The organism is Ruegeria sp. BF10, from assembly GCF_056538725.1.
The window spans coordinates 336,785-363,210 of sequence record NZ_JBQFTR010000002.1 but is presented as its reverse complement, the minus strand read 5'-3'; the positions used below and the strand labels follow the sequence as shown (position 1 = coordinate 363,210).

At 57.8% G+C, this 26,426-nt stretch carries 25 protein-coding genes; 13 read left to right on the top strand and 12 right to left on the bottom strand.

Translation table 11 applies throughout. The features are described from left to right. The first annotated feature begins 63 nt into the window (after positions 1–63). Entirely contained in the window at positions 64–984 is a 921-nt protein-coding gene (locus ACR0DJ_RS11495; RefSeq protein ID WP_170345215.1) for a LysR family transcriptional regulator, read from the top strand. Between the two features lie 5 nt (positions 985–989). Here the strand turns inward: ACR0DJ_RS11495 and uraH are convergent, their stop codons facing one another. Beyond that, on the bottom strand, positions 990–1,343 hold the full coding sequence (gene uraH / locus ACR0DJ_RS11490) for a hydroxyisourate hydrolase (protein ID WP_480685013.1): 354 nt from the start codon (positions 1,341–1,343) through the stop codon (positions 990–992). A gap of 146 nt (positions 1,344–1,489) precedes the next feature. On the opposite strand from uraH, the gene puuE reads away from it, so the two are divergent. Genes puuE through ACR0DJ_RS11475 form a run of 3 tightly spaced genes read left to right on the top strand, consistent with a single transcriptional unit; the run spans position 1,490 to position 4,862 of the window. Then, positions 1,490–2,902 (top strand): allantoinase PuuE, encoded by a 1,413-nt coding sequence (gene puuE, locus ACR0DJ_RS11485; RefSeq protein WP_480685012.1) that lies wholly within the window; start codon positions 1,490–1,492, stop codon positions 2,900–2,902. Next, the gene (locus ACR0DJ_RS11480) at positions 2,899–3,384 is read left to right on the top strand and encodes an ureidoglycolate lyase (protein WP_257601096.1); all 486 of its coding nucleotides are present in this window, start codon (positions 2,899–2,901) and stop codon (positions 3,382–3,384) included. The genes puuE and ACR0DJ_RS11480 overlap by 4 nt, the downstream gene beginning before the upstream one ends. A 53-nt stretch (positions 3,385–3,437) precedes the next feature. Then, positions 3,438–4,862: a uracil-xanthine permease family protein gene (locus tag ACR0DJ_RS11475; RefSeq protein WP_480685011.1), complete on the top strand. Its 1,425-nt coding sequence runs from the start codon at positions 3,438–3,440 to the stop codon at positions 4,860–4,862. Positions 4,863–5,027: 165 nt separating this feature from the next. Here ACR0DJ_RS11475 and bhcD read toward each other — a convergent pair whose 3' ends face one another. From bhcD to bhcA, 4 genes are all read right to left on the bottom strand, one after another. Further along, the gene (bhcD, locus tag ACR0DJ_RS11470; RefSeq protein ID WP_480685010.1) at positions 5,028–5,993 is read right to left on the bottom strand and encodes an iminosuccinate reductase BhcD; all 966 of its coding nucleotides are present in this window, start codon (positions 5,991–5,993) and stop codon (positions 5,028–5,030) included. Positions 5,994–6,109: 116 nt separating this feature from the next. Next, positions 6,110–7,273, bottom strand: a complete 1,164-nt coding sequence (gene bhcC, locus ACR0DJ_RS11465) for a 3-hydroxy-D-aspartate aldolase BhcC (protein WP_480685009.1) — start codon at positions 7,271–7,273, stop codon at positions 6,110–6,112. Between the two features lie 27 nt (positions 7,274–7,300). Next, positions 7,301–8,269: a beta-hydroxyaspartate dehydratase BhcB gene (gene bhcB, locus ACR0DJ_RS11460; RefSeq protein ID WP_480685008.1), complete on the bottom strand. Its 969-nt coding sequence runs from the start codon at positions 8,267–8,269 to the stop codon at positions 7,301–7,303. Further along, on the bottom strand, positions 8,269–9,459 hold the full coding sequence (gene bhcA / locus ACR0DJ_RS11455) for an L-aspartate--glyoxylate aminotransferase BhcA (protein WP_257601092.1): 1,191 nt from the start codon (positions 9,457–9,459) through the stop codon (positions 8,269–8,271). The genes bhcB and bhcA overlap by 1 nt, the downstream gene beginning before the upstream one ends. 169 nt (positions 9,460–9,628) lie before the next feature. Here bhcA and bhcR point away from each other — a divergent pair, with 169 nt between their 5' ends. Then, entirely contained in the window at positions 9,629–10,477 is an 849-nt protein-coding gene (gene bhcR / locus ACR0DJ_RS11450; RefSeq protein ID WP_480685006.1) for an HTH-type transcriptional regulator BhcR, read from the top strand. Here bhcR and ACR0DJ_RS11445 read toward each other — a convergent pair. The 5 genes from ACR0DJ_RS11445 to ACR0DJ_RS11425 all read right to left on the bottom strand — a co-directional run bounded on the left by ACR0DJ_RS11445 (position 10,455) and on the right by ACR0DJ_RS11425 (position 15,309). Further along, complete coding sequence (locus ACR0DJ_RS11445) at positions 10,455–11,327, bottom strand: bifunctional allantoicase/(S)-ureidoglycine aminohydrolase (RefSeq protein ID WP_170345223.1); 873 nt, start codon at positions 11,325–11,327, stop codon at positions 10,455–10,457. The genes bhcR and ACR0DJ_RS11445 overlap by 23 nt on opposite strands. A gap of 181 nt (positions 11,328–11,508) precedes the next feature. Beyond that, complete coding sequence (nagA, locus tag ACR0DJ_RS11440) at positions 11,509–12,642, bottom strand: N-acetylglucosamine-6-phosphate deacetylase (RefSeq protein ID WP_480685004.1); 1,134 nt, start codon at positions 12,640–12,642, stop codon at positions 11,509–11,511. Beyond that, complete coding sequence (locus ACR0DJ_RS11435; RefSeq protein WP_170345225.1) at positions 12,639–13,667, bottom strand: SIS domain-containing protein; 1,029 nt, start codon at positions 13,665–13,667, stop codon at positions 12,639–12,641. Before ACR0DJ_RS11435 ends, nagA begins: the two co-directional genes overlap by 4 nt. A gap of 12 nt (positions 13,668–13,679) precedes the next feature. After that, positions 13,680–14,435 (bottom strand): GntR family transcriptional regulator, encoded by a 756-nt coding sequence (locus ACR0DJ_RS11430; RefSeq protein ID WP_170345226.1) that lies wholly within the window; start codon positions 14,433–14,435, stop codon positions 13,680–13,682. Then, positions 14,422–15,309 carry a glucosamine kinase nucleotide-binding domain-containing protein gene (locus tag ACR0DJ_RS11425; RefSeq protein WP_425079252.1) on the bottom strand — a complete coding sequence of 296 codons (888 nt, stop codon included), beginning with the start codon at positions 15,307–15,309 and terminating at the stop codon, positions 14,422–14,424. Before ACR0DJ_RS11425 ends, ACR0DJ_RS11430 begins: the two co-directional genes overlap by 14 nt. Positions 15,310–15,467: 158 nt before the next feature. On the opposite strand from ACR0DJ_RS11425, the gene ACR0DJ_RS11420 reads away from it, so the two are divergent. The 6 genes from ACR0DJ_RS11420 (at position 15,468) to ACR0DJ_RS11395 (ending at position 21,493) form a co-directional block, all read left to right on the top strand. After that, positions 15,468–16,391, top strand: coding sequence for an N-acetylmuramic acid 6-phosphate etherase (locus ACR0DJ_RS11420; protein WP_425079253.1), 924 nt, complete (start codon positions 15,468–15,470; stop codon positions 16,389–16,391). Continuing rightward, positions 16,388–17,638 (top strand): ABC transporter substrate-binding protein, encoded by a 1,251-nt coding sequence (locus ACR0DJ_RS11415; RefSeq protein ID WP_170345229.1) that lies wholly within the window; start codon positions 16,388–16,390, stop codon positions 17,636–17,638. The genes ACR0DJ_RS11420 and ACR0DJ_RS11415 overlap by 4 nt, the downstream gene beginning before the upstream one ends. A 67-nt stretch (positions 17,639–17,705) precedes the next feature. Beyond that, on the top strand, positions 17,706–18,620 hold the full coding sequence (locus tag ACR0DJ_RS11410; RefSeq protein WP_171640900.1) for a carbohydrate ABC transporter permease: 915 nt from the start codon (positions 17,706–17,708) through the stop codon (positions 18,618–18,620). Positions 18,621–18,630: 10 nt separating this feature from the next. After that, entirely contained in the window at positions 18,631–19,470 is an 840-nt protein-coding gene (locus ACR0DJ_RS11405) for a carbohydrate ABC transporter permease (protein ID WP_170345231.1), read from the top strand. Beyond that, positions 19,467–20,501, top strand: a complete 1,035-nt coding sequence (locus ACR0DJ_RS11400) for a Gfo/Idh/MocA family protein (RefSeq protein WP_480685001.1) — start codon at positions 19,467–19,469, stop codon at positions 20,499–20,501. The genes ACR0DJ_RS11405 and ACR0DJ_RS11400 overlap by 4 nt, the downstream gene beginning before the upstream one ends. Then, a complete protein-coding gene (locus ACR0DJ_RS11395; RefSeq protein ID WP_257601083.1) occupies positions 20,498–21,493 on the top strand; it encodes an ABC transporter ATP-binding protein in 996 nt (331 codons plus the stop codon). Before ACR0DJ_RS11400 ends, ACR0DJ_RS11395 begins: the two co-directional genes overlap by 4 nt. A gap of 59 nt (positions 21,494–21,552) precedes the next feature. Here ACR0DJ_RS11395 and ACR0DJ_RS11390 read toward each other — a convergent pair whose 3' ends face one another. Then, on the bottom strand, positions 21,553–23,784 hold the full coding sequence (locus ACR0DJ_RS11390; protein WP_480684999.1) for a CHASE2 domain-containing protein: 2,232 nt from the start codon (positions 23,782–23,784) through the stop codon (positions 21,553–21,555). A 57-nt stretch (positions 23,785–23,841) separates the two neighbouring features. Beyond that, the gene (locus ACR0DJ_RS11385; RefSeq protein ID WP_480686260.1) at positions 23,842–24,669 is read right to left on the bottom strand and encodes a FecR family protein; all 828 of its coding nucleotides are present in this window, start codon (positions 24,667–24,669) and stop codon (positions 23,842–23,844) included. A gap of 651 nt (positions 24,670–25,320) precedes the next feature. Between ACR0DJ_RS11385 and ACR0DJ_RS11380 the strand changes: the two genes are divergently transcribed. Both ACR0DJ_RS11380 and ACR0DJ_RS11375 read left to right on the top strand, forming a co-directional pair. Further along, a complete protein-coding gene (locus ACR0DJ_RS11380; RefSeq protein ID WP_170345234.1) occupies positions 25,321–25,755 on the top strand; it encodes a hypothetical protein in 435 nt (144 codons plus the stop codon). Continuing rightward, positions 25,752–26,417, top strand: coding sequence for a MotA/TolQ/ExbB proton channel family protein (locus ACR0DJ_RS11375; RefSeq protein ID WP_170345235.1), 666 nt, complete (start codon positions 25,752–25,754; stop codon positions 26,415–26,417). Before ACR0DJ_RS11380 ends, ACR0DJ_RS11375 begins: the two co-directional genes overlap by 4 nt. Positions 26,418–26,426 lie beyond the last annotated feature (9 nt).

Here is a 26,426-nt window from a genome sequence, read left to right as displayed (position 1 = left end):
TGCGAGTGTGTTTTGTTCTGGTATTGCTGGTAAAGACCAAGCAGTATCAAAAAATGCAAAAAAATGTCCTACCTTGATAACATCAGAACCTTTGTCCGGGTCTACGAACTGGGCAGCATGTCTGCTGCGGGCCGTGATCTGAGGGTTTCGCCAGCTGTTACGTCGGCGCGTATATCGCAATTGGAAGAGCATCTTGGCGTGCGCTTGTTCCAACGCACGACACGCAGCCTGACGCCCACCGAGCAGGGAAAGTCTTTCTATCGTGGTGCGGCAGAGATCCTTGAAGCAGTCGAAAGTGCCGAAGCTCAGATCGTCAATCTTACCGAGAACCTGAAAGGGTCACTCTATGTCGCTGCACCCTTGGGGGTTGGGCGTCGGTTGATAGCGCCGCAGGTCCCGAAGTTTCTTGCCGAGTACCCCGAGGTGAACGTCAGGCTGAGGCTGACGGACCGAAAGGTTGATCTGACAACCGAAGGTCTGGACCTGGCCTTTTTTCTTGGTCAGCCAGAAGACAGCAACCTGCGTATACGCAAGATCGCGGATGTCGAAAGAGTCCTTTGTGCGTCTCCGACATACATCAAAAAACGTGGGATGCCCGAAAGCGGGGACGCGTTGATCGCTGATGAGCACGAGTGTCTCAATTTGCGGTTCCCGGGCGCGACCGAGTTTCAATGGCTTTTGAGAACCGATACGGGGCCCAAACGGTTCCGGGTTTCCGGGCGCTACGAGTCAGACGATGGCGACGTGCTGACAGACTGGGCCCTTGGCGGACATGGCATCGCGTTGAAACCTATTTTTGAGATCGCTCAGCATCTCAAGGCCGGAACTCTGGTTCCGGTGGCAGAAAAGACGCCGCCAGAACCGATTCAGATGGCATGTCTGTTTACGCACCGCCGCATGCAGGACCCCAAAACGCGGCTTTTCATGGAATTCATAATCGAACGCATCGGGTCGTCGATTGCGGCGGCGAATACGGCCCGATAGGTCGCTCAGCTGCCGCGATAGGTCGAGTACCCGAAGGGCGAAAGCAGCAGAGGCACGTGGTAATGCGAATGCTCGGACATTCCAAAGCGGATCGGGATGACGTTCAGAAAGCGTGGGTTTTCAGGTGGTGTGCCGGAGGCATCAAGGTAATCTCCGGCGTGGAAGATCAGTTCGTATTCCCCTGTTGAAAACTCTGCTTCGGGCAGAATTTGTTCGTTGGTCCGGCCGTCGTCATTGGTGACCAGAGTTTTCAGCAACTGGCGGTTTGCACCTTCAATGCGGAACAGTTCGATCTTCAATCCTTCGGCGGGACACCCCCGCGCCGTATCCAGAACATGTGTTGTAAGGTAACCGGTCATTTGCGCTACTCCTCAAGTTATACAGTTACTAGTCTGTTTTCGCATCCAGGGGCAAAGGCAGTCTGTGGGAAGCTGCTTTCTGCATTTTTTGAAAAACATCTTTGATTATCTGGGGTATTGATCAATTCAAGAAGAAGGAAATCGATGTGAAGCCTTATCCACGAGACATGACCGGTTACGGTGGGCAAGTTCCCAAAGCAAACTGGCCGAACGACGCCAAAATCGCAATTCAGATCGTGCTGAATTACGAAGAGGGCGGTGAAAACAATGTTCTGCACGGCGATGCCGCATCCGAAGCGTTTCTGTCCGAGATCACCGGAGCCGCCCCTTGGCCGGGGCAACGGCACTGGAACATGGAATCGATCTATGAATACGGCAGCCGCGCGGGGTTCTGGCGCGTGCATCATCTTCTGCAAGATCTGCCTGTTACAGTCTATGGCGTTGCAACCGCCTTGGCCCGTGCACCTGCACAGGTCGCGGCGATGAAGCATGCCGGATGGGAGATCGCCAGCCACGGTTTGAAGTGGATTGAACACAAGGACATGGGCGCAGAAGAAGAGCGCGCCCAGATCCGCGAAGCAATCCGCCTGCACACAGAGGTTACGGGTCAGCCACCACGGGGTTGGTATACGGGCCGCTGTTCGATGAATACGGTCGAACTGGCCGCCAAGGAAGGCGACTTTGCCTATATCGCCGACAGTTATGCCGACGATCTGCCATACTGGACCAAGGCAGGAGGCAAGGATCAGCTGATCATGCCCTATACACTAGATTGCAACGATATGCGCTTTGCAATCCAGGCTGGGTTCACCAATGGGGAACAATTCGAAAGCTATCTGAAAGACAGCTTTGACATGCTCTATGCCGAGGGTGAGGCGGGCGCGCCCAAGATGCTCTCGATCGGGCTGCACTGCCGTCTGATCGGTCGCCCGGGTCGTGCCATGGCGCTGAAACGCGCCCTTGATTACTTTAGGAAACACGATGGTGTCTGGTTCGCAACGCGCGAGCAGATTGCAGATCACTGGGCCAGGGAACACCCGCCGGTGCAAGGTCTGACCCCGTCCGAAATGGATCGACCAACCTTTGTGTCGGAATTCGGCGGCGTGTTCGAGCACAGCCCGTGGATTGCAGAAGGTGCGTATGAACTGGAACTGGGCCCGACGCATGACAATGCCGCTGGCGTCCACAACGCGCTGGCGCGTGTATTCCGTTCCGCCTCGCCCGAGCAGCGCCTCGGCGTTCTGACAGCCCACCCGGACCTGGCGGGCAAGCTGGCCGCCGCCGGCCGCCTGACCAAGGAAAGCACTGCGGAACAGGCCGGTGCGGGTCTGGACATGCTGACCGATGAAGAACGCGCAACGTTCACGGCGTTGAACGAAGCCTACACGACCAAGTTCGGCTTTCCTTTCATCATTGCCGTCAAAGACAACACCAAGGCCAGCATTCTGGAAGCCTTTCGCCGTCGCATCGACAATGACCGCGACAGCGAATTCGCCGAAGCCTGCCGTCAGGTTGAGCGTATTGCCGAATTGCGCCTGATCGAGAAGTTCGCACAATGACGGCTGCCTTGAAGCTCCGCCCCTTGACGTCAGAGGCATTTGCACCTTTCGGCGATGTCATCGAGGCGACGGGCCAGGTGGACAAGCTTATCAATCAGGGTAAATGCGCGCGCTATCACGACCGGGCCGTGTTGGATTTCCACGATGGGCGCGCGGGTATCAGCGTGTTTCAGTCCGAAGCCTTCAGTCTGCCGATCAAATTGGAAATGGTTGAACGCCATCCTGATGGCAGCCAGGCCTTTTTGCCTTTGTCGGACAAACCATTTGTCGTGGTTGTGGCCCCGGATGAGAACGGCACGCCGGGACAGCCCATCGCCTTCAAAACAGCGCCCGGACAGGGTGTGAATTACCATCGCAACACCTGGCATGGCGTTCTGACCCCGCTTCATGCGCCCGGGCTTTTTGCGGTGGTCGACCGAATTGGAGCCGGGCCCAACCTCGAAGAGCATTGGTTCGAGGAGGCTTTTGAAATCACAGAATGAGGCGCGTTGCCGGAAGAGGAGCCGGCTGCGAACCTCAAGGGAGGAAAAACAAAATGTCAGATGCATCCATCGGAACGCCGGAGCAACTCCGCGATCCGAATTACACTCCGCCGCTGCTGAAGGCGGTGCCGCTGGGAATTCAGCATGTGCTGGCGATGTTCGTGTCCAACGTCACGCCAGCCATTATCGTTTGCGGCGCGGCTGGTTTCGGCTTTGGCTCGAACAGCCCCGATTTCCCGCAGATGATCTATATGATCCAGATGTCGATGTTCTTTGCGGGCGTCGCCACGTTGTTTCAGTCTATTGGTGTGGGGCCTGTTGGTGCCCGGTTGCCCATCGTGCAGGGAACATCGTTTGCCTTCATCCCGATCATGATTCCGCTGGTGGTTGGAAAGGGCGTTGACGCCATTGCCGTCCTGATGGGCGGTGTTGTTGTCGGTGGCTTGTTCCACGCATTCCTCGGGTTGTTCATAGGGCGCATTCGCTTTGCTCTTCCGCCGCTGGTTACGGGCCTTGTGGTAACCATGATCGGCCTGGCACTAGTAAAAGTCGGCATTCAATATGCCGCCGGCGGTGTGCCTGCCATAGGTACCGAGGAATATGGCTCAGGTCTGAACTGGTTCATGGCGGGAACCGTTATCGTGGTCACGCTTGGCCTGAAATTCTTTGCACGGGGCATGCTGTCCGTGTCGGCTGTTCTGATCGGTCTGCTGGTCGGATACGCCGTGGCCTTTCTGCTTGGCCAGGTGAACTTAAGCAATGTCGGCAACGCGACATCCTTCGCGCTGCCGAACCCCCTGCATTTTGGCCTTGAATTCTCGGTCGCGGCCATCATCGGTTTCTGTGCAATGTCCTTTGTTTCCGCTGTTGAAACCGTTGGGGACGTATCCGGTATCACCAAAGGCGGCGCTGGCCGCGAAGCCACCGACAGGGAAATACAGGGCGCGACATTTGCCGATGGTCTTGGTACTGCGATCTCTGGCCTGTTTGGAGCCTTGCCGAACACGTCATTCAGCCAGAATGTCGGGTTGATTGCCATGACCGGAGTCATGAGCCGCATGGTCGTGACCATCGGCGCGGTTTTCCTGATCGTTTGCGGGCTTATTCCCAAGATCGGGGCGATAATCTCGTCCATTCCGATTGAGGTTCTTGGCGGCGGCGTGATCGTGATGTTCGGCATGGTTGTTGCGGCAGGGGTCTCGATGCTGTCGGACGTGAACTGGAACCGGCGCAACATGGTGATCTTTGCAATCGCCCTGAGTCTTGGGCTGGGTTTGCAACTGGAACCCAACGCGTTGCAATACTTACCCGGCACGTTGAAGGTTCTGGCGACATCAGGAATCCTGCCTGCCGCCGTCATCGCCATCTTATTGAATCTGTTGCTTCCCGAAGAGCTTTCGGACGAAGCGACGGAAGAGGTCTCGGGCGGCATGGCCGGTCATGGCCTTGGCTCCATCGAGCAAGACGACCACGTCTGATGCGTTTGACCAGATAGACTGATCGTCCTGGGAAAAACGAAAGCGGCGTGCCTTGGCGCGCCGCTTTTCATTGTTTTCTCACTATTCAAATGGAGATCTGCTGTCAAAAGCTCTCCGCCCAAAAGAACCACCGACGACAACGCCCAGGGGTATTGCCGTCTGTTTTCAGAAATCGACCTCGATCGCGACCCCGTTCCGAACGGCGAGGTCAACCACGGACGCGGCGACCGCAAGATCTTGCAGGCCCACCCCCGTGCCATCGAACAGCGTGATCTGGTTGTCCGATATCCGGCCCGGATCGGTGCCGTTGATGACCGCGCCAAGCTGCGCCACATCGCCTTCTTGGATCAGGCCTTCGGCCACCGCGTGCTGCGCTTCGCCGATGCTGACGGATTGCGCGACTTCGTCCGTGAACACGCTCGCCTTGGCCAGAAGGGACGCTTCAACTTCCTGTTTACCTTTTGTGTCCGTGCCCATGCAGGCGATATGAGTTCCGGGGCTGACATGGTTCGCCATCAGCGAGGGCGCAAAGGCCGACGTGATCGAAATAATCACATCCGCGTCAGTCATTTCGTCAAGCTCGACCGCCTGGAACGGAACGCCGGCTTCATTGGCGACTTTTTCGATATTCGGCAGCATTTCCGGGTGATAGTTCCAGCCTATGACCTTTTCAAAATCGCGTTGCTCCAATGCCGCGCGAAGCTGAAAGGCTGCCTGGTGGCCAGCGCCTATCATGCCTATGACCCTGGCGTCGCTACGTGCGAGATGCTTGATCGATACCGAAGATGCTGCCGCCGTTCGAAGGGCCGTCAGAAGGTTGCCACCGACCATCGCAGATGGCTTGCCAGTGTCGGGGTCAAAAAGAAAAACGGTGGACTGGTGGTTGATCAGCCCGCGTTTTTCCAGATTGTTTGGCCAATAGCCGCCCGCCTTCAGTCCAAGCGTCAGGCCGGCGCGGTCAAATCCGCCCTTGAACCCATAAAGTGCATCTTCATGCCCGATGGCTTCACGCACGACAGGGAAGTTGTAGGCGTCACCGGACGCCATTGCAGCAAAGACCTGTTCGACCGCGTCAAAAGCCGCTTGTCGGGTCATAAGGTCAGCGATCTCACGCTCGGGTACGATCAGCATTTCATTCTCCAATCAAACATTCGTGCGCCCGCGTGCCACTGCCGGAAGGAGAGCATACACGCGGGCGGCTGTCTGGCTGCTTCCGAGCCAGCCCTCCCAAACAGAGCAAGTTCAGATCAATAAGCGCGTCCGCGGGCGGATACGGGCCAGACGGTCTCGACCTTGCCGTTGCGAACACCGACATACCAATCGTGTACATTTGCGGTTGGGTCGCAGTGCCCCGGAACCAGCCTGAGCTTGTCGTTGACCTTCAGCACGCCGTTCGGGTCCATGACGATGCCGTGTTCGTCCGAACATTTGATGTACTCGACATCATCTCGACCGAAGATAACGGGCAGGCCGCTGTCGACCGATTGCGCCTTGAGGCCCGCATCGACGATCGCCTTGTCCGCCTTGGCGTGGCTCATGACGCTGGTCAGGATGAAGAAGGCGTTTTCCCACTCGCCCTGATCGATCCGGTTGCCGTCCTTGTCCAGAATCCGGCCGTAATCGGCATCCATGAAGGCGTAGGACCCGCATTGCAGTTCGTTGTACACGCCCGAGTTGGATTCGAAGTAATATGAGCCGGTGCCGCCGCCCGAAACCAATTCGCATTCGATGCCTTCGGCTTTGAGGCCTTCAACCGCGTCCCTTACCATCGCAATTGCGGTGTCGAGCTTTTCCTTGCGCGCCTCATAGCTGTCGAGGTGCTGCATTGCGCCCTGATAGGCCTGTATGCCGGTGAATTTCAGGTTCTCGGCTGCTTCGACCGCTTTGGCGATTTCGATCACGTCGGGTGTTGTCGTCACACCGCACCGGCCAGCGCCGCAGTCGATTTCGACGAAGACCTCCAACTGTGTTCCGTGATCCACCGCCGCGCCAGAAAGATCCGCGACATTGTCCAGATCATCGACACAAACGATGATGCGGCTGCCCAGCTTTGGCAGGCTGGCAAGACGGTCGATCTTGGCGGGGTCACGCACCTGGTTCGACACCAGAACGTCCTTGATGCCGCCGCGCACGAACACTTCGGCCTCAGAAACTTTCTGGCAGCAGACGCCAACGGCGCCTCCGATTTTCTCCTGCAACTTGGCCACGTCTACAGATTTGTGCATTTTTCCATGCACGCGGTGGCGCATGCCGTGCGCCTTGGCATAGTCGCCCATCTTCTTGATGTTGCGTTCAAGCGCGTCGAGATCCAGCACAAGGCAGGGGGTCTGGATATCTGCTTCATCCATTCCGGGCTTGGCCGGAATGTCAAAGCCTACTTCGAATTCGTCGAGATTGGTCATATCTTTCATTTACGTATTCCTATGTCGGGATTGATGTCACGCGTTCAGCCAGGGCAGCCTGTCCAGATCGACATTGCCCCCGGTTATGATCAGGCCGACACGCTTGCCTTTGAATGCGTCCGGGTTCTTCAGGATCGTGGCCAGCGGAACGGCCGAAGATGGTTCCATCACGATCCGAAGGTGTTTCCACGTCAGTTTCATCGCGTCGATGATCTCTTGCTCGGAAGCCGTGTAGATCGCGGAGACATGGTTCGACACGAAATGCCAGGTCAGCTCCTTCAGCGGAACCAGCAGCCCGTCGGCAATCGTCTTGGGTGCGTCATCCGCGATGATGTGGCCGGCCTTGAAGCTGCGATAGGCATCGTCGGCCTGTTCCGGTTCCGCCGCGATGATCGCGGTTTCCGGGGCGAGCGTCGACAGGGTCAGACAGGTGCCTGACACCATTCCACCGCCACCGATGGGTGCGACAACCGCATCCAGACCGTCGGTCTGCTCGATGAACTCGCGCGAACAGGTGCCTTGCCCGGCAATCACCCGCGGATCGTTGTAGGGGTGGACGAAATCCCCGCCCGTGGAGGCCTGAACCTCGGCAAAGGTCGCTTCGCGCGACGAGGTGGAGGGCTCACATTCCGTGATCTTCCCACCATAGCGACGCACCGTGTCTTTCTTGGCCTGCGGCGCTGTGCGCGGCATGACGACGTTGCACGGTATGCCCCGCTTCATCGCCGCATAGGACAGGCACGAGGCGTGGTTGCCCGAAGAATGGGTTGCAACGCCTTTCCTGGCCTGTTCGTCGTCAAGGCCAAACACGGCGTTTGCTGCCCCGCGCACCTTGAAGGCACCCGGTTCCTGAAAGTTCTCACATTTGAAGAACAGCTGTGCACCGCTCAGCTCGTTCAGATAGTCTGATGTGCGGACCGGGGTGCGGCGGATAAAGGGCTCGATCCGATCATGTGCCGCCAGCATGTCCTCGTAGGTCGGGATGTACATGTTGCAGTCCTTCATCATGCGGCGTCCTTCTGAACGGCGCCCGAATGACCGCGATAATATTCCTGCGCTGCCGCCACGCCCGAGCCCAGACGGATGTTCAGGCCCAGGTCGACCATGCACATTTCAGCGGTGGCAATCCCGGACAGGGCCATGACATCCGTCAGGCTTCCCAGATGTCCGATGCGGAATACCTTGCCCGCGACTTCGCCAAGGCCGACACCGAAGGCAACGCCGTATTTTTCGGCCGCGTGTGTTACAATGTCGGTGGCGTTGAAATCGTTTGGCGTGCGGATCGCGCTGACGGTGTCAGAATATACCGACGGGTTCGCTGCGCAAAGCTCCAGACCCCACGCGCCCACCGCGGCACGTACTCCTTCGGCAATACGGTGATGCCGGGCAAAGACGTTTTCCAAACCTTCACTCAGCAACATATCACAGGCCTGGTTGAGGCCATTCATCAAGCCAACAGCAGGGGTATAAGGATAGGCGTTGTTGGCATAACCCTTCGCCATGTCGTGCACGTCAAAGAAGGTGCGGGGCAGGGTGCCTGTGCTGGTCGCGCCCATTGCCCGCTGGCTGAACCCGACGATGGCAAGGCCCGCAGGCAACATGAACCCTTTCTGCGAGCCCGTGACGGCCACATCAACACCCCATTCGTCAAAACGGAAATCCATGGACCCGATCGATGAAACACCATCGACGAACAGCATGGCAGGGTGACGGGCGGCATTCAGCGCCTTGCGTATAGCGGCAATGTCCGATTTCACACCGGTTGCCGTTTCGTTGTGCGTGGCAAGAACAGCCTTGATTTCGTGGCTTGTGTCGGCGGTCAGAATCTCTTCGAAACGATCGGCTGGCAGCCCGTCGCCCCAAGGGGTTTCGACGATCTCGACATTCAGACCGTGACGCTGGCACATATCGATCCAGCGATGGCTGAACATGCCGTTGCGCGCCGCCAGAACCTTGTCACCAGCCGACAGGGTGTTGGTCAGCGCGGTCTCCCAGCCTCCTGTTCCGGTCGACGGAAAGATGAAGACTTCGGCGCTGTTGCTTTTCAGGACTTTCTGAACACCCGCGCGCGCGGGGTGCAGGATTTGCCCGAACAGCGGCGAGCGATGGTCGATGGTGGGCATGTCGCAAGCCTTGCGCAGGCTTTCCGGGATGTTGGTCGGGCCCGGGATGAAAACGGGGTTTTGAAAGCTCATGGATGGTCTCCTTCCGTCGTTGACCACACAATAAGCGTCCCTCGCTCAGCCCGATATATTTTTGAAAATGCTTTTCAAAATTCGGTTATTTAGATTTAATATATAATTGTCAGTGCCTTATATTTTTCATATGATGAATTAGGCTTTCACGAATGATCAAAGGGTTTTTATGGATTCTCAAGACAATACTCGCAAAGTCCGCAGAAGAGCCCGTGGAAGACCACGGGGATGGGACGACAAGACAGCGCAAAACACGATCAAATCTCTCGACCGTGCGATGGAAGTTTTTGAGTATCTGAGTGAAGCGCAGGGCAAGGCGTTGACCGCGCTGTCCGACGAAATGGGCCAATCGCCCGCCACAGTTTACCGAATTCTCGTTACACTAGAGGGCAGGGGCCTTGTCGAGTTCGATCATGACGAGCAGGTCTGGCACATCGGTCCTCGTGCGTTTGTGATCGGCTCGCGCTTCCTGCGTCGCACCAGCCTTGTGGACCGGGCCCGACCCGTAATGCGAAAGCTGATGGAGGCCACCGGCGAGACCGCAAACCTTGGGGTCGAGAAAGAAGGAATGGTGTTGTTCCTGAGCCAGGTCGAAACCCATGCTAGCATCCGGGCGTTTTTCCCTCCGGGCACGCTGTCTCCGATGCACGCATCGGGCATCGGGAAAGCTCTGCTGGCATATATGGATGAAGATCGGCTGGACCGGCTGTTGGCCAAGACGGAACTGCGGGCCTTCACGGACCGGTCGATTACAAGCCCGACCGCGCTGAAAGAAGATCTTGCCATGGTCAGGGCACAAGGCTTCTCGATAGACAATGAAGAAAAGAATGCGGGAATGCGCTGTATCGCTGCGCCGGTTTTCGATACCAACCGAGAGGCGGTTGCCGGGATTTCGGTATCCGGACCGACAAGCCGCGTCAGCGAAGCCGAAATCGTGCGCCTAAGCCGCCCCGTCATCGAGGCGGCACATCAGTTGACACTGGCCATCGGCGGGACTATTTCTGCGCCGCTGTCCTGAGGCGCCGGTGTTGCGGATAAGCCGCTGGCCCCGGCCGCAATGCCATATGTCGGTTCACGTCTTTGTACAGCAGGTAACGGAACTTACCCGGCCCGCCTGCATAGCAGGCCTGCGGGCAGAATGCGCGCAACCACATGTAATCGCCGGCCTCGACCTCTACCCAATCATTGTTCAGCCTGTAGACGGCCTTTCCCTCAAGAACATACAGACCATGTTCCATCACATGTGTTTCAAGGAAAGGAATGACGGCGCCGGGCTCGAAAGTCACCACGGTCACGTGCATATCGTGCCGCAAGTCACTTGGATCGACAAAGCGCGTCGTGGCCCATTTTCCGTCGGTTCCGGGCATCGGCGTCGGCGTGATCTCATTTTCGTTGAGAACCAGAACGTCCGGGCGGTCAAGCCCTTCCACCGCTTCATAAGCCTTTCGAATCCAATGGAAGCGCAGGGTCTCACCGCCTCGGTTTCGTAAGGTCCAGTTGCATTCAGCGGGCAGGTAGGCATAGCCGCCGGGCGTCAGCTCATAGGTCGTGCCGTCGGCCGTCAAGGTCGCTGTACCTTCGACCACGAACAAAACGCCTTCGGCTTCGGGATCGGTCTCGGGCCGGTCAGAGCCACCGCCGGGCTGAACTTCCATGATGTATTGCGAAAAGGTTTCGGCAAAGCCGCTTAGAGGGCGTGATATCACCCATAAGCGGGTGTCGTCCCAAAACGGCAGAAAACTGGTCACGATATCCCGCATCGTTCCCTTTGGGATCACTGCATACGCGTCAGTAAAAACGGCGCGGTCAGTCAGCAATTGCTCCTGACCAGGATGCCCACCGTGTGGCGAATAATACTTGGCGGTCATGCATGCTCCTGAAAAATGTCATATGCCTGAAATATGCGCCGAAGGATCGGTGCGGACCACCCGCAAAAAGGTGACAGCTCTATTCGCGAAGATTTGAAAAATCAGAATTTGGCCGCCAGAAAACGCACGCAGCGTTGTCATCGCTCGCGCTGCGCAGCCAGTCGGATCAACGAGGTTTGGGTCAGGGTTGCACCGGTCTGACCCGGGACAGATCCGGGGCAATCCGTATCATCTGCGACAGGTCTGGTTTCAGTCCTTTGCTTTTCCCGGAAATCATCCCGAGCGGAACGCTTGTTGCTGCGGCGAGTGCATCCTGAAAGGGGATTTCCGCTTGTTCCGTCAGAACCCGCACCGCGTTTGTCAGGCACAAGTCGGCCCCGGCCAGAGTGCCATCCTCTAACGTCAGCCTGCCGTTTTCCCGCCGGATGCGACGTCCTTCCAACTGAAATTCCGTCAGTGACGTGCCGGCGACCGCCATCGCATCGCTGACAAGGAAAATCCGCCCTGGTCCGCGCTTGGCAGCCCAGGCAATCCGCATCGTATCGGGATGAACGTGGATACCATCCGCGATCAAACCCGCCGATAGCGATCCGCAGGATAGCGCCGCGCCGACCAGTCCCGGTTCACGGCTGCCAAGCTGGCTCATCGCATTGAACAAATGCGTTGCGCACTGCGCCCCGGCCTTTGAGAACGCCAGGCAGGTCTCAAAAGGCGCGTCCGTATGCCCCAGAGAAACAATCACCCCCGCGCGCTTCAGTGCTTCAACCTGTTGCAGGGTTGTGCTTTCGGGGGCCAGCGTGACCATCAAAGCAGGTAGGTGTTTTGCAGCGTCGATCAGAATTTCCAGATCGGTTTGCTGCATCGGGCGGATCAACGCAGCATCATGTGCGCCCTTGCGCCGCTCAGACAGGTGCGGACCTTCCAGATGCAGGCCCGCAATACCGGAAACACCCGTCTGAACGGCCTTGATGGCGGCATCAATCGCGGCCCGGGTTTTCTCGGCCGTGTCCGTGATCAGGGTTGGCAGGATGCGAGTGGCACCCAGCGCGCGATGAGCACGGGCGATTTGGGTCAGCGTGTGAACCGATGGATCATCGTTGAACATCACGCCCCCGCCGCCGTTCACCTGCAAATCAGCATAGCCGGGGCTGAGGATGTCGCCATGCAGGTCCTCGATCTGGTCGTCCTGCGCGATCTGATCCAAGGGGACCAACGCATCCAGCACACCGTTTCTGAACCGTGCGGCATATCCGTCACGCAATTCAGTGCCATCGAAGATCGGGCCGCCGGCAAAGGTGATGGTGGAACTGGTCATACCGTTTCCGTCACTTTTTTCAGATGGCGTGGTGTGTCCGGGTCGATCCCGCGTTGTGTGGCCACCTTCTCCACCATTCCGTAAAACGCGGCGATTGTCGGTATCGGGTCCGTCATCCAATGGGACGTCCGGACATGCGGCAGTTCTGTGGCGTGTTTCACACGGCCAGTTGTGGCGAAAACCACAGCGCCTTTGGACGCAAGTGCGTCTGCAACTTCGGCCAGATTGTCCTCTGCTGCATCCCCGGACGACAGGGCAAGCACGGGAAAGCCCTGATCCACGATGGAAACCGGGCCGTGCAGAACCTCGGCCGCCGAATAGCTTTCCGCGTGGATCTGGCAGGTTTCCTTGAATTTCAACGCGGCCTCGTTGGAAATGGCCAAAGACAGGCCGCGCCCCAAAGTAAACAAAGAGCGACCATCAACCGCGTCCGCCACGGCGCTCCAGTCGCAGGCGATTGCGGTCGACAAGCTTTCGGGCAGACCATGGATTGCGCGTAGCAGGTGATCATCGCGCTTCACCTGCGCAATCAGCCACAACCCGGCGACCAGAGACGTCACGAATGTCTTTGTCGCCGCCACGCTCAGTTCGGGGCCCGCGTGAATGGGCAGTGTTGCGGCAGCCGCCTCGGCCAGGGCAGAGGCAGGGTTGTTCGTGATCGCAACCGAGTAAGCTCCGCCGGATGTGAGCGACTGCGTGAGTTGCACGATATCGGGGCTCTGACCGGATTGTGAGACAGAGATGCAGATGGCATCCTCGCAGCGCATGTCGACACCGTAGATGGATTTTACCGACGGTCCGACCGAAGCCATCGGCAAACCAAGCAGAAGTTCCGAGGCGTATTTCAAGAAGCTGCATGCATGATCCGAGGATCCGCGCGCAACCGAAATCAGGAACCGCGGGTCACGGGCCCGGATCTCGGTGGCGGTTTGCGCGATCAATTCCGCGCCCTCGGTCAGAAGGCGGTCGACGGCGTCGGGAATCTCGTCGATCTCGCGCCGCATTTGAGTGGTTGTGTCAGACATTTTCCCAGGCTTTCAATTTGACAGGCGCAGCTCAGCCACGAAGTCATAGGCATCACCGCGGTAGATCGAGCGGGTCAATTCAGCGACCCGCCCGCTTTGCAGATACGAGGTGCGTTGAATCCGAAGCCCGGCCGTACCTTCCGCAACATCCAGAAGCTCTGCCTCGGGCGGTTCGAGGTTGATGGCCGAGATTTTCTGGATCGCGCGCACTGGTCGCAGGCCAGATTGTTCAAGAACAGAGTAAAGCGACCCCGTCACTTCGGTGGGGTTCGGCAGGATATCCAGCGGAAGGGCCGCTTTTTCCAACGCCATCGGGCGTCCTCCTGCCTCTCGCAGGCGGTAGATACGTGCGACCTGTTCATTTGCCGACAAGCCCAATGCCATCATTTCTTCCGGAGATGGCAGGAACACCCCACGTTCCAGCCAAGTCGAGGTCGTCTTGAGCCCGCGCCGCTCCATGTCTTCGGTGAAAGACGTCAGATGGGACAGCGACTGTTCAACTTTCGCCACGGGTTCGCGAACAAAAGACCCAGACCCCTGCCGTTGTTCGATTGCACCTTTGCGCACCAATTCATGAATGGCCTTGCGCACAGTCACACGCGACAGGTCGGTGATCTCGGCGATTTCTCTTTCGGGGGGCAGCGAACTGTTGGGGGGCAGGATACCGTCCTTGATCCCTTGTTCGAGGCGCTGACGGAGCTGTACATAGCGCGGGCCCGAGCTTTGCCCCAACCATCCTTCGGGCCGCAGGAAATCAGCTATGTTCATGTTCGATTTCCTCCAGATAGGCCTGTGCCAATGCAAGTGCGCCGGACAGTGGATCGCCCGCAGGCTGGACCAGAGCGGATTGCATGTCCGCAGGCAGGTATGGCGCATAAAGAGGGCCGATGCCCCCGGTCAGACAAACGGGCAGGTCAACGTTCCAGCCCATTTTCTTCATCACGTCGATCAGATAGTCCGCACCGTCCCGAAGGATGGTTCTGGCCAAGTCGTCCCCGCGATTGGAAAGCTCGGTCACAAGCGGGGCGAGGGCGCCAAAGTCAGATGGCGTCATGTCAGCGGCGGCCCGTACAATTCCTGCGGCATCGTCGAATCGAGACAGCAGATCCTGCGCCAATGCTGAAGGGCCGGTCATACCATCCGTGTGTTCCAGCGTCTTGGCCAGCGCCCGTTTGCCAACCCATTGCGCGGAAGCCTGATCGCCCAGAACAGGGCCCCATCCGCCGGCAAACTTCATCGTGCCACCCCTTTGCATTGCAACAAAGGAACCGGTGCCGCAATGTGCGACAAACCCGTCATTGCCCCCCAATGCGCCGCGCAAAGCTGCTGCGCGATCATCTTCGATCCGGACGTGCCGAAATGGCAATGCCGCCGCAAGCTTCCGGGCAATCGCATCACCTGTTATCCCGGCCAGGCCCAGATAGGTCGGCGCTTGCGCAAGCTCCTCGGGCGAACGGCCCGTCTGAACGGCCAGAGCTTCCAGGCCGTGCCGCAGTTCGATGCAGGCGGCCTCGAAATCCGTGGACACGTTTGCCGCGCCGACTTCGACCCGGTGTGTTTCGCCATCAACAAAAGCGGCGACGCGGCAGCGCGTTCCACCCCCGTCGGCGGCCAGGAACATGGGTTTTGATGACTTTACCATATAAATACCTTTATAATACCTTTTATGCGTTTTGAAGTCCTAATTGTGACCAAAGTGGCGAATATTATGCTATAATGGCCAAAATTATGAGAAAAAATAAATGGTAGACTAATGGTATTTAAAAGGTATGATATCGAAAGTTCTTGGGGGAGAATCACTTGATTACGCCGGCGACAGAACAATTGCATCAGGATGCGCATGGGCTTGATACCCGTCCGCTGGCAGAGGTGGCCGGCCTGCTGGCGCGGTCGCAGGTATCAGCGGCGACGGCAGTGCTTGATGCGCTTGGCCCGATTTGCAGCGGGGCGACGGCCATGGCCCAAACGATCCGGTCGGGCGGCACACTTCGGTATCTTGCGGCGGGGTCTTCCGGCCTCATGGCGGCCTCGGACGCGCTGGAGCTTGGCGGAACGTTCTCAATTCCGGCGCAGCAGATCCGCATTCATATGGCGGGTGGAATGCCGACCAAAGCAGACATGCCAGGGGATGTAGAAGACGCTGTTGATGGGCTGGCGCAAGAGGTGTCGGATATGGTTGCCAATGATACGCTCATTGCGGTCTCGGCCAGCGGCACCACGCCATATACCGTTGCCGCCGCAAAACTGGCGCGCGACAGAGGGACGCCCGTGATCGGGATTGCAAACAACGCGGGCTCGCAATTGTTGCAACTGGCGGACCATGCCGTTCTGCTTGCGACGCCTCCGGAGTTGATCTCGGGCTCCACCCGGATGGGGGCCGGCACTGCGCAGAAAATAGCCCTCAATACGTTGTCGACGCTGATGGCCATCGAGCTTGGGCATATTCAGGACGGCATGATGATCAATCTGCGGGCGGACAATGACAAATTGCGCGCGCGCGCCAACGGAATCGTTTGCCAGCTGACCGGCGTATCACCTGAACGTGCCGATGATGCCCTGAGGGCCGCGGATGGGAACCTGAAATGCGCGGCACTTGTCGCCGCAGGTGCCGTATCGGCAGAGGATGCACAAAAGCGACTGGCTGAAACGAATGGCCGTCTGCGTCATGCGATGAACCGGCTGAATGAAGAAAACGAACATAGCAACCTGGGAGAAACCAAATGAAACGCAAAGTTCTGAGCCTGGCTCTGATGAGCACGGCGCTGGTCACAAGTGCCTATGCGCAAGATGCTACGCTGACAATCGAAAGCTGGCGCAACGATGACCTCGCTCTCTGGCAGGAAAAGATCATCCCTGCATTCGAGGCGGCCAATCCAGGTATCAAAGTTGTTTTCTCGCCTTCAGCCCCGGCGGAGTACAATGCGGTTCTGAACTCGAAGCTGGAAGCCGGATCCGCCGGTGATCTGATCACCTGCCGCCCGTTTGATGCTTCTCTGGCGCTTTACGAAGCGGGCCATCTGACCGACCTGTCCGATCTGGATGCGATGAACAACTTCTCGGACGTTGCCAAATCCGCGTGGCAGACAGACGACGGGTCGGCCAGCTTTTGTGTTCCGATGGCATCGGTGATCCACGGTTTCATCTACAACAAGGATGCGTTCAACGAATTGGGTCTGGAGGTTCCGACCACCGAGGCGGAATTCTTTGAAGTGTTGGACAAGATCAAGGAAGACGGCACCTATATACCGATGGCGATGGGCACCAATGACCAGTGGGAAGCCGCAACGATGGGTTACAACAACATCGGCCCGAACTACTGGAAAGGTGAAGAAGGCCGCCTGGCTCTGATCAAAGGCGAACAGAAACTGACCGACCCTCAGTGGGTCGCGCCCTTTGCCACTTTGGCGAAATGGGCCGATTATCTGGGTGACGGATACGAGGCGCAGACCTATCCCGACAGCCAGAACCTGTTCACATTGGGCCGCGCTGCAATTTACCCGGCGGGCAGCTGGGAGATTGCAGGTTTCAACACGCAGGCTGATTTTGAGATGGGCGCCTTCAAGCCGCCGGTCCAGAATGCCGGTGACACCTGCTATATCTCGGACCATACCGATATCGGCATCGGCTTGAACGCCGCCAGCGAAAACCAGGAGGCTGCCCGTACGTTCCTGGCCTGGGTTGCAAGCCCGGAATTCGCCAGCATCTTCGGCAATGCGGTTCCCGGTTTCTTCCCTCTTTCCAACACTCCGGTTGAATTGGAAGATCCCCTTGCCAAGGAAATCGTCGGGTGGCGGGATGAGTGCGAGAGCACCATCCGTTCGACCTATCAGATCCTGTCACGCGGCACACCCAATCTTGAAAACGAGACCTGGGGTGCATCCGTTGCAGCCATCAAGGGCACCGAAAGCCCCGAGGCTTTGGGCAAGAAACTGCAAGATGGTTTGGCCAGCTGGTACGCACCGCATCAGTAACACCTGAACCACTCACTCCGGGTGCGGCCCATCGCGCCGCGCCCGGCACTTTTCCCCGGAGAATCCCATGCAGACGCGCCGCATACGCTGGCACATCGCTGTTTTCCTTGCACCTGCGGTGCTGGTCTACACGGCGGTGATGATCCTGCCCTTGTTCAACACGCTCCGCCTTGCGCTGTTCACCGAAGTCGATCAGGCGCGTGTGTATGTGGGGTTGGAGAATTTCCGAACCTTGTTCTTTGATCCGCTGTGGTCCGAGCAATTCTGGAATGCGCTGGGCAACAACTTCTGGTTCTTCCTGATCCACATGCTGGTGCAGAACCCCATCGGAATCGCCCTGGCCGCGATCCTGTCACACCCGAGGCTGCGCTTTGCCGCACTGTACCGGTCGGCCATTTTCATTCCGACGATCCTGAGCTTCGTGATTGTGGGTTTTGCCTGGAAACTGATCCTGTCTCCGCTTTGGGGGATTGCGCCCTCGATGCTGGACGCTGTTGGCCTGAAATCCCTGTTTGCTCCGTGGCTGGGCAAGGAAGAATACGCGCTGACGACTCTGGCGCTTGTCTCGGTCTGGCAATTCGTCGGCATCCCGATGATGCTGATCTATGCGGCCCTGCTGTCGATCCCTGAAGAAATTCTTGAAGCAGGCGAGATTGACGGGATCACAGGAGCTTCGGCTTTCTGGAAAATAAAACTGCCGCTGATCCTGCCCTCGATCGGGATCATCTCGATCCTCACATTCGTGGGCAATTTCAACGCATTCGATCTGATCTATGTCTCTCAGGGCGCGCTGGCGGGACCGGATTTTTCGACCGACATCCTGGGCACTTTCATGTACCGCACATTCTTCGGCTTCCAACTGCAATTGGGTGATCCGTACATGGGGTCCGCCATTGCCGGTGCGATGTTCGCCATCATCCTTGTAGGTGTTTGCATTTACCTTTTCGGCATCCAGACTCGGATGCGCCGGTATCAGCTGTGAGGGCTCTGCAATGAACAAAGCGCGCACGAATCCGCTGAATACCGCCGCAATGCATGGAGCGTTGATCCTTTACACTCTGATCGCCCTGTTCCCGGTTTTCGTGATCATCATCAACAGCTTCAAAACGCGCCGTGCCATCTTTCGCGAACCGCTTGCCTTGCCTGATGCCGAAAGCTTTTCCCTGATCGGCTACCAGACGGTGATGAAGCAGGGGGATTTCTTTCTCTACTTTCAGAACTCGCTGATCGTCACCGTGGTTTCACTGACCTTTATCCTGCTGTTCGGTGCCATGGCGGCTTTTGCCCTCAGCGAATACCGGTTCAAGGGCAACATGTTGATGGGGCTCTATCTGGCACTTGGGATCATGATCCCGATCCGCATCGGCACAGTGGCGATCCTGGAGATGATGGTCGCCACGGGACTTGTGAACACGCTTTGGGCCCTGATCTTCGTCTACACGGCTCAGGGCTTGCCGTTGGCCGTGTTCATCCTGTCCGAGTTCATGCGCCAGGTCAGTGATGACCTGAAGAATGCGGGGCGCATCGATGGGCTTTCGGAATACACGATCTTTTTTCGGTTGGTGCTGCCTCTGGTCCGGCCCGCCATGGCGACCGTCGCCGTGTTCAACATGATCCCGATCTGGAACGATCTCTGGTTCCCGCTGATCTTGGCGCCCGCGGAAGAGACCAAAACCCTGACGCTGGGCAGTCAGGTCTTCATCGGCCAGTTTGTGACCGATTGGAACGCGGTTCTGTCCGCGCTCAGCATGGCGATCCTGCCGGTTCTGGTGCTCTACGTGATCTTCTCGCGCCAGCTGATCCGCGGTATCACCTCAGGAGCTGTCAAATGACCCGGGTTCTGATCGCTGGTCTTGGCAACATGGGTCTGAGCCATGCCTTGGCCCATCATCGCCACCCCGACGCACGGATCGTGGGACTGGTCAACCGATCTGGTCGAGTGGACCATCCCGATCTGTCAGGCTATCCGGCCTATACGGATTTTCAGGCGGCACTGGCCGAGACAAACCCCGATCTGGTCGTCGTCGCAACCTATTCCGACAGCCACGCAGACTTCGCCTGCGCCGCAATGGAAGCAGGTGCGCATGTCTTTGTTGAAAAACCACTGGCCACGACGGTTGCGGACGCCAGACGCGTGGTCGCAAAAGCAGTGGAAACCGGCCGGAAACTGGTGATCGGATATATTCTGCGGCACCACCCGTCATGGATGCGCCTGATCGCGGAGGCGCGCGAACTCGGCGGGCCGTATGTCTTCCGTCTGAACCTGAACCAGCAAAGCAGCGGGGCCGAATGGGAAACGCACAAGGCCTTGATGCAGACGACGTCCCCTATCGTCGATTGCGGTGTGCATTACGTCGATGTGATGTGCCAGATCACCGATTCCGATCCCGTCCGCGTGCATGGCATGGGCCTGCGCCTGAGTGATGAGATTGCCGAAGACATGTATAACTACGGCCAGTTCCAGGTGATCTTCGAAGACGGCTCGATCGGTTGGTACGAGGCCGGCTGGGGCCCGATGATGTCCGAAACCGCGTTCTTCGTGAAAGATATCATCTCACCCAACGGCTCGGTCTCGATCACTGATGGGAACAAGGGCGCATCGGCCGATATCGACGGTCACACAAAGGTCGGCGGTCTTCTGGTTCACCGCCCCGAAGCTGATCAGACGATCGACCTGCCCGATGAACCCGGCCATCAGCAACTCTGCGACGCCGAGCAAGCCTATATGCTGCGCGCCATCGCCGAAGATATCGATCTGTCCCGCCACATGAACGACGCGGTGCAATCGCTGGCCATCTGCCTGGCCGCTGATGAAAGCATTCGTACCGGCCAACCCATTTCGCTGAAAGAGGCACGCAAATGACCGCCCTGACGCTGCAAAACGTGAACAAGTCCTTCGGCACCGTCGAGGTCCTCAGGGATATCAACATCGACGTTGACGAGGGCGAATTCGTCGTCTTCGTCGGCCCTTCGGGGTGCGGTAAATCCACCCTTCTGCGTGTCATCGCGGGGCTCGAGGATGTGACGTCAGGCGAGGTACGCATCGGCGGTGAGCTCATGAACCTCACACCGCCCTCAAAACGCGGTATCGCAATGGTGTTCCAGAGCTATGCTCTCTACCCCCACCTGAACGTGCGCAAGAACATGTCATTGGCGCTGAAACAGGAAGGCCAGAGCAGGCAGGTCATCGAAGAGCGTGTTGCCAGGGCCAGCAAGATGCTGAACCTCGAACCTTACCTTGACCGGTATCCTTCCGAACTGTCCGGTGGTCAGCGCCAGCGCGTCGCCATCGGTCGTGCCATCGTGCGGGAACCGAAGCTGTTCCTGTTCGACGAGCCTCTGTCCAATCTCGATGCGGCCCTGCGTATGAATACACGGTTGGAAATCGCGAACCTGCACCGGCAGCTTGACGCTTCGATGATCTACGTGACCCACGACCAGACCGAGGCAATGACTCTTGCCGACAAGATCGTCGTCCTGCGCGACGGGCGTGTGGAACAGGTCGGCAGCCCGATGGAGCTTTACAACAACCCCGCCAACCAGTTCGTGGCCGGTTTCCTTGGGGCGCCGTCGATGAATTTCTTTCCCGCCAGCATGATCGGCGAAAGCGCAGACATTACAACGGGAATCCGGCCGGAAGACCTGTTTTTGTCTGATGATGGCCCGGTTGTTGCAAACGTCACCCATGTCGAACATTTGGGCGGTGACACCAACGTGATTGCCATGATGCAGGATCACCAGATCACCGCGCGCCTGTTCGGGCAGCATCAGGTTGAAGCCGGTCAGAGCATCCGATTTGGATATTCTCCAGGCAGGGTCTATCGCTTCGACGCCCAGGGTGCGCGTCTCGCGTGACACTCACTGACGCAGGGCTTTGGGGGCCTAAGTCAGCCGGCTTTTCCATGCAGTGCCGCCTAAACACCACCGGCTATTCTGGTGTTTCGGGTGAACATGACCGTCCCGGATGATGAGACCGCGCGGAAATCGGCCGCGCGACCCGCCAAAGCGCGATAGAACTGGCGCAATCCGGGTTCGATATCTGCGGCAAGTTTTTCGCAATGCTGACACATGCGCACGATGTCGCCCTGAGGTTTTCGGGTTCTCAACGCTGCGATCAACTCACCATGCCGTGCAACGAGCTCCTGGAACGCGTCGGTCTTCCGCAAAGTGGAATCTCCCACCAGAACAAAAACGGGCTCTGGGTTGGTTTTGCCTTTCAGGTCAACATGGCCGGCCTGCAAAAATGCCAGGTCATCTCGACCGGCTTGATACACCCCGTCTGAGACGACAATGTCATACTCGACCGTTCGACAGCATTGTTCGATCCGAGCCGAAACATTCACGACATCTCCGATAACCGTATAGTTGAACCGTTTTTGCGATCCTATGTTGCCGACGCAGGCCTGCCCCGTGGCGATTCCGGTTGCCAGCGCTATCGGCTTTCGGTTCCGGATGATGTCGGATGCGTTGAATTGTGCCAAAGCACCTCGCATCCTGAGCGCGGCAAGCGCTGCGCGGCATGGATGGTCGGCAACGGGCAAAGGTGCGTTCCAGAAGGCCATGATGGCGTCACCTATGAACTTGTCGATCGTACCACGCTCATGCAGGATCTGATCCCCAAGCTTGGAAAACAGCGCGTTCAACAATGAAACAAGTTCTGTGGCCGTTGCGGACTCGGACAGGGCGGTAAATCCCCGGATATCCGAAAACATCACGGTGATTTCCTGGCTTTCACCGCCCAATTGCAGCTGGTGGCCCGAATTCTCCATTTCATCAAGGATTTCCGGGGCCACGTAATGCGAAAAGACTTTTCGAATTTGGCGCTTTTCGCGCTCGGTCGATACGAAAAGATACCCCGCTAGCAGACCGAAATTTGCGATGCCTCCAATCAGGGGAAAGGTGGCGTCGAACAGGATGGATTGGTTCTGAAATACCAGCCAGCTGATGGCAAGAACGGCTGCGGCGGCAATGCCGCCGGCGATGAAGGATGCGATGGCACCAAAGCTGGACATGACGGCAATCACCACAAGCCCCAGAAACGCAAAGGCAAGCAGTTCCTGCGCCGCAGTCACGTCAGACCGGCTGAGCATATCACCGGTCAGAATCTGTTCGATCATCTGAGCATGAATTGAAACACCGGGGACGCTTTCGCCCAGTGCCGTCTGATGAATATCGAACAAACCGGCAGCGGAGGTTCCGATCAGGATTATTCTGCCTTCGATTTCGGATCGCAGCCCGGGGTTTTCGGAACCTTCCAGAACATCCCTGGCTGAAATGTAAAGGTCGGGAGTGTCCCGCCGGTATTTCAGCCAAAGCTCGCCATTCTCGGTTGTCGGCAAACGGTATCCGGCGATTTCGACCGCCAGCATGATGCCAGCCTCGTCAGGCGCGCCTTCCACGAAGATGCTGGTCTCACCCAGGGCGACTCTGAGGGCTTCAACTGCAAGGCTTGGCAGCGGACCGTCCGGACCGTTCCATAGAACCGGCGCACGTCTTACGATGCCGGTCCCACCGATGGGCGAGACATTGACCCCGCCGACACCTGCCGCCACCCGATCCAACGGTGGCGCGATTGGCGTCCAATGCGGGACCGAGATCAGCCCCTCGGCGGGGCTTTCCCCGAATTCAATGAGCCCGGCCTTGGCCGTAACGGGTTCCCCTTCAGCTGACAATCGCGCGGCCACGCCCAGAACCACGGGCCAGTTGGCCATTTCCATCCCCAGCACGACATCGTTGTCCAGCTTTTCGGCGTGGCGTTCCACAGTCAGTACGCCCGCCAGCGATGGATCGTTCAGAAGGCGAGATGGCGAATACCGGTCGGGTTCGGCAAACAGCATGTCGAAGGCAATCGTCGCGGCGCCGTAGTCACCCAGATTTTGCACCAACTGCGCAACCAAAGTGCGGGGCCATGGCCATTGTCCAAAGCTGGCAAGCGAAGCCTCATCGATATCCACGACGCGCACGGGGAGTTCGGGATTGAACTCCCGCGGAGACAGTCTTTGCAAGACGTCGAAATAGATCAGACGCGTCATTCGAACGGGGTACGGATCCCATGCCCGAATGAAGCAACCCAAAAGGATCAGACCCAGCCCCACGAGGCGGAAGGCCCATCGCCCGTTCCTGGATTTCCGCAGCTTGTCGCTCACACCATCCTCCAGACAAATGGAACTGGAACTGCGTGTTCAGCAGCAATTCCCGAGCAATTACGGATCAGTTTCTTCCCGCTCTGGTTCGTCCCGTTCGGGTTCCTCAGGTTCCGGTTCTTCCCGTTCGGGTTCCTCTTGTTCGGGTTCTTCCCGTTCAGGTTCTTCCTGCTCTGGTTCTTCTCTGTCGGGCTCCTCCTGCTCTGGTTCTTCCCGTTCGGGTTCTGCATGGTCCGGCTCTTCTCTTTCCGGGTCATTGTTCGCCGAAGGCGAAGGTTCAGTGACCGTATTCTGCGCTTCGCGTTGCTGAGGAGGCGCTCTACCGGCTTCCGACCGGTCCGCCTCGACACGCCGTATGGGTGCTCCATCACCTGAACACCCTTCAACCCGTACCTGCAAAGGGGGCAGCAGCCCGTCCTGGGACTGAACGAATGGAAACCCGCCTTTCAGCGCTTGATCGTATTGGGCCTGATCGGCAGGCCGTCCGACACCTCCGTCTCCGCTTGTTGCGAACATGCTGCATTGACGTCCCGAGGATCTGCACGCGCCCTGACTGCCACACATGCGGACCGTACCTTGCAGGACAAGCATCGCGCTTTGTTTCTCCGACACGATCCACATATCGAAGGTGGTGCCGCGCACGGCCATTGTCGCCGACGGAGTCCTGATCGAGTAAGCTCTCTTTCGGCTTTTCCCGGAAATAAACCGAAAACTGCCACCCAAGGCCTGAACGGCAAAGCTCTTGGCTTTGCGGTTGTTTCGCAGCATGGACACATCCAGCACCATGCGTGCGTTGGGGCCGATGGCAATCTTGGTGTCATCCACAAAAACGATTTGAATTACGCCGGTCCGATCCGTGCTGAGCGCGTCGCCGGACGCAACCTCCATTCCTGAATAAACAGGTTGTGCTTTTCCCGCGCGAACGACTTGGGCGCCTTGTTGGACGCTGATGATTTTTCCAATTTCGGCGATGGTCTGCGACGGTATGGCCACGGCAACGCAAAGAACCATTACAATCTTTAACAACGACAAACTCGAACCCCTTCCCCCAATGGGTTTTGACGCGCGGAAACCGCGCTGTGCTCGACGCTTGCCTCTCAAAAAACGTATTATTATCTTTTATATGCATTAAAAACGTAGACAAATATGCTTATTTTTCGCGCTCTTAGCAAGAATTATGTGAAAACGACGTTCAAAAGTCGCTTTGGGCGCGCTTCTGTGAAGGCTTGATCGGGCGCAGTTTCGCACGTTTACTGCGGGTTAAGCATCTGTTTGGAAAAAGAGCGACTTTTCAAAACTGAACCGACATCAACTTGCTGGTTGTCCTGATGCGCAGTGCAACCTTGGGCGCAGTTGAAATTCCAATTGCGCAACGTATGTCTTGCCATGAACGTACGTATATCAATCCGCGCTGAAGGCCGTTTTGCTTTGCCACCCTACGCGGCTCTTTAATGTGACATGTCCCTCGGGTAGAAACGCAGTTGGGCAAGCTGACGGTCGCTGCCCGATTGTTCCAGCGCTGCAACACGGAGTCTGTTCATGCTGTTTCGTCGCATTATGGTCGCGGCCATGTTTTCTGGCTGTTTGCTGTCCACAGCGTCTGCACAATCCCAGGCCGAATCCTCTGCCCGGCTCTTCGTGGAACTGAACTCGGCCGAGGATGTTGCTAGCGCGTGCAGGTTGACGTTTCTGGTCAAGAATGAAACCGGGCAGCCGATCGACGGCGCCGTGTTCGAAACCGTCATTTTCGACACCGAAGGTGGTGTGTTGAACCTTTCTCTGTTCGATTTTCGCGATTTGCCCGCCGACCGGCCCCGGGTGCGCCAGTTCGATCTTCCCAACAGAACATGTGACACAGTTGGGCAAGCCTTGATCAACGGCGCGAACTCCTGCGTCGTGGATGGTTCCGAAAGTGACATATGCGACAGCACCCTGACGCTGAGCAGCAGGGTGGAAATGGGGTTGTTGGGATGAATCCTCTAGCCGCACTTCGTGAGATATTTGAACTCGGCGGGCCGGTGGTGGCGATATTGATCGCCATGTCGGTTTTGACGCTGGCTGTCACTCTCTACAAGCTCTGGCAATTTGCCGCCTGCGGCGTCGGGCGGCACAGGGTGCTGTCTGAAGCTCTGGCAGCCTGGGACGCAGGAGATCACAGTACGGCACGCGCCAGGCTGGCGGACAGCAGCAGCTATCTTGCCCCTATTGTGGGCGCGGCGATGAACGCATCTGGTGTTCCCGGGGCCGATGACCGGCTGGATGCCGAAGCGGGTCTGGCGCTCGCCGGGCTGGAACGCGGTTTTCGCTTGCTGGACACCGTGGCGCAGCTGGCGCCGTTGCTGGGTCTTTTCGGTACGGTTCTGGGAATGATCAGCGCTTTCCAAAGCTTGCAAACCGCTGGATCATCGGTTGATCCGTCACTTTTGGCCGGCGGTATCTGGGTGGCCCTGATCACCACCGCTGTGGGTCTGGCTGTTGCAATGCCAACATCGATGGTTTTGTCCTGGCTTGAAAGTCGAACCGCGCGCGAGCGTGTTTTTGCAGACAAGGCTTTGCGTACGGTTCTGGTTCCCGGTCATTCCATCCAAAGCACAGAGGCGGCCGCACAGGTCCCGGTCGCCCCAGAACATGCGTAACACTGCGCC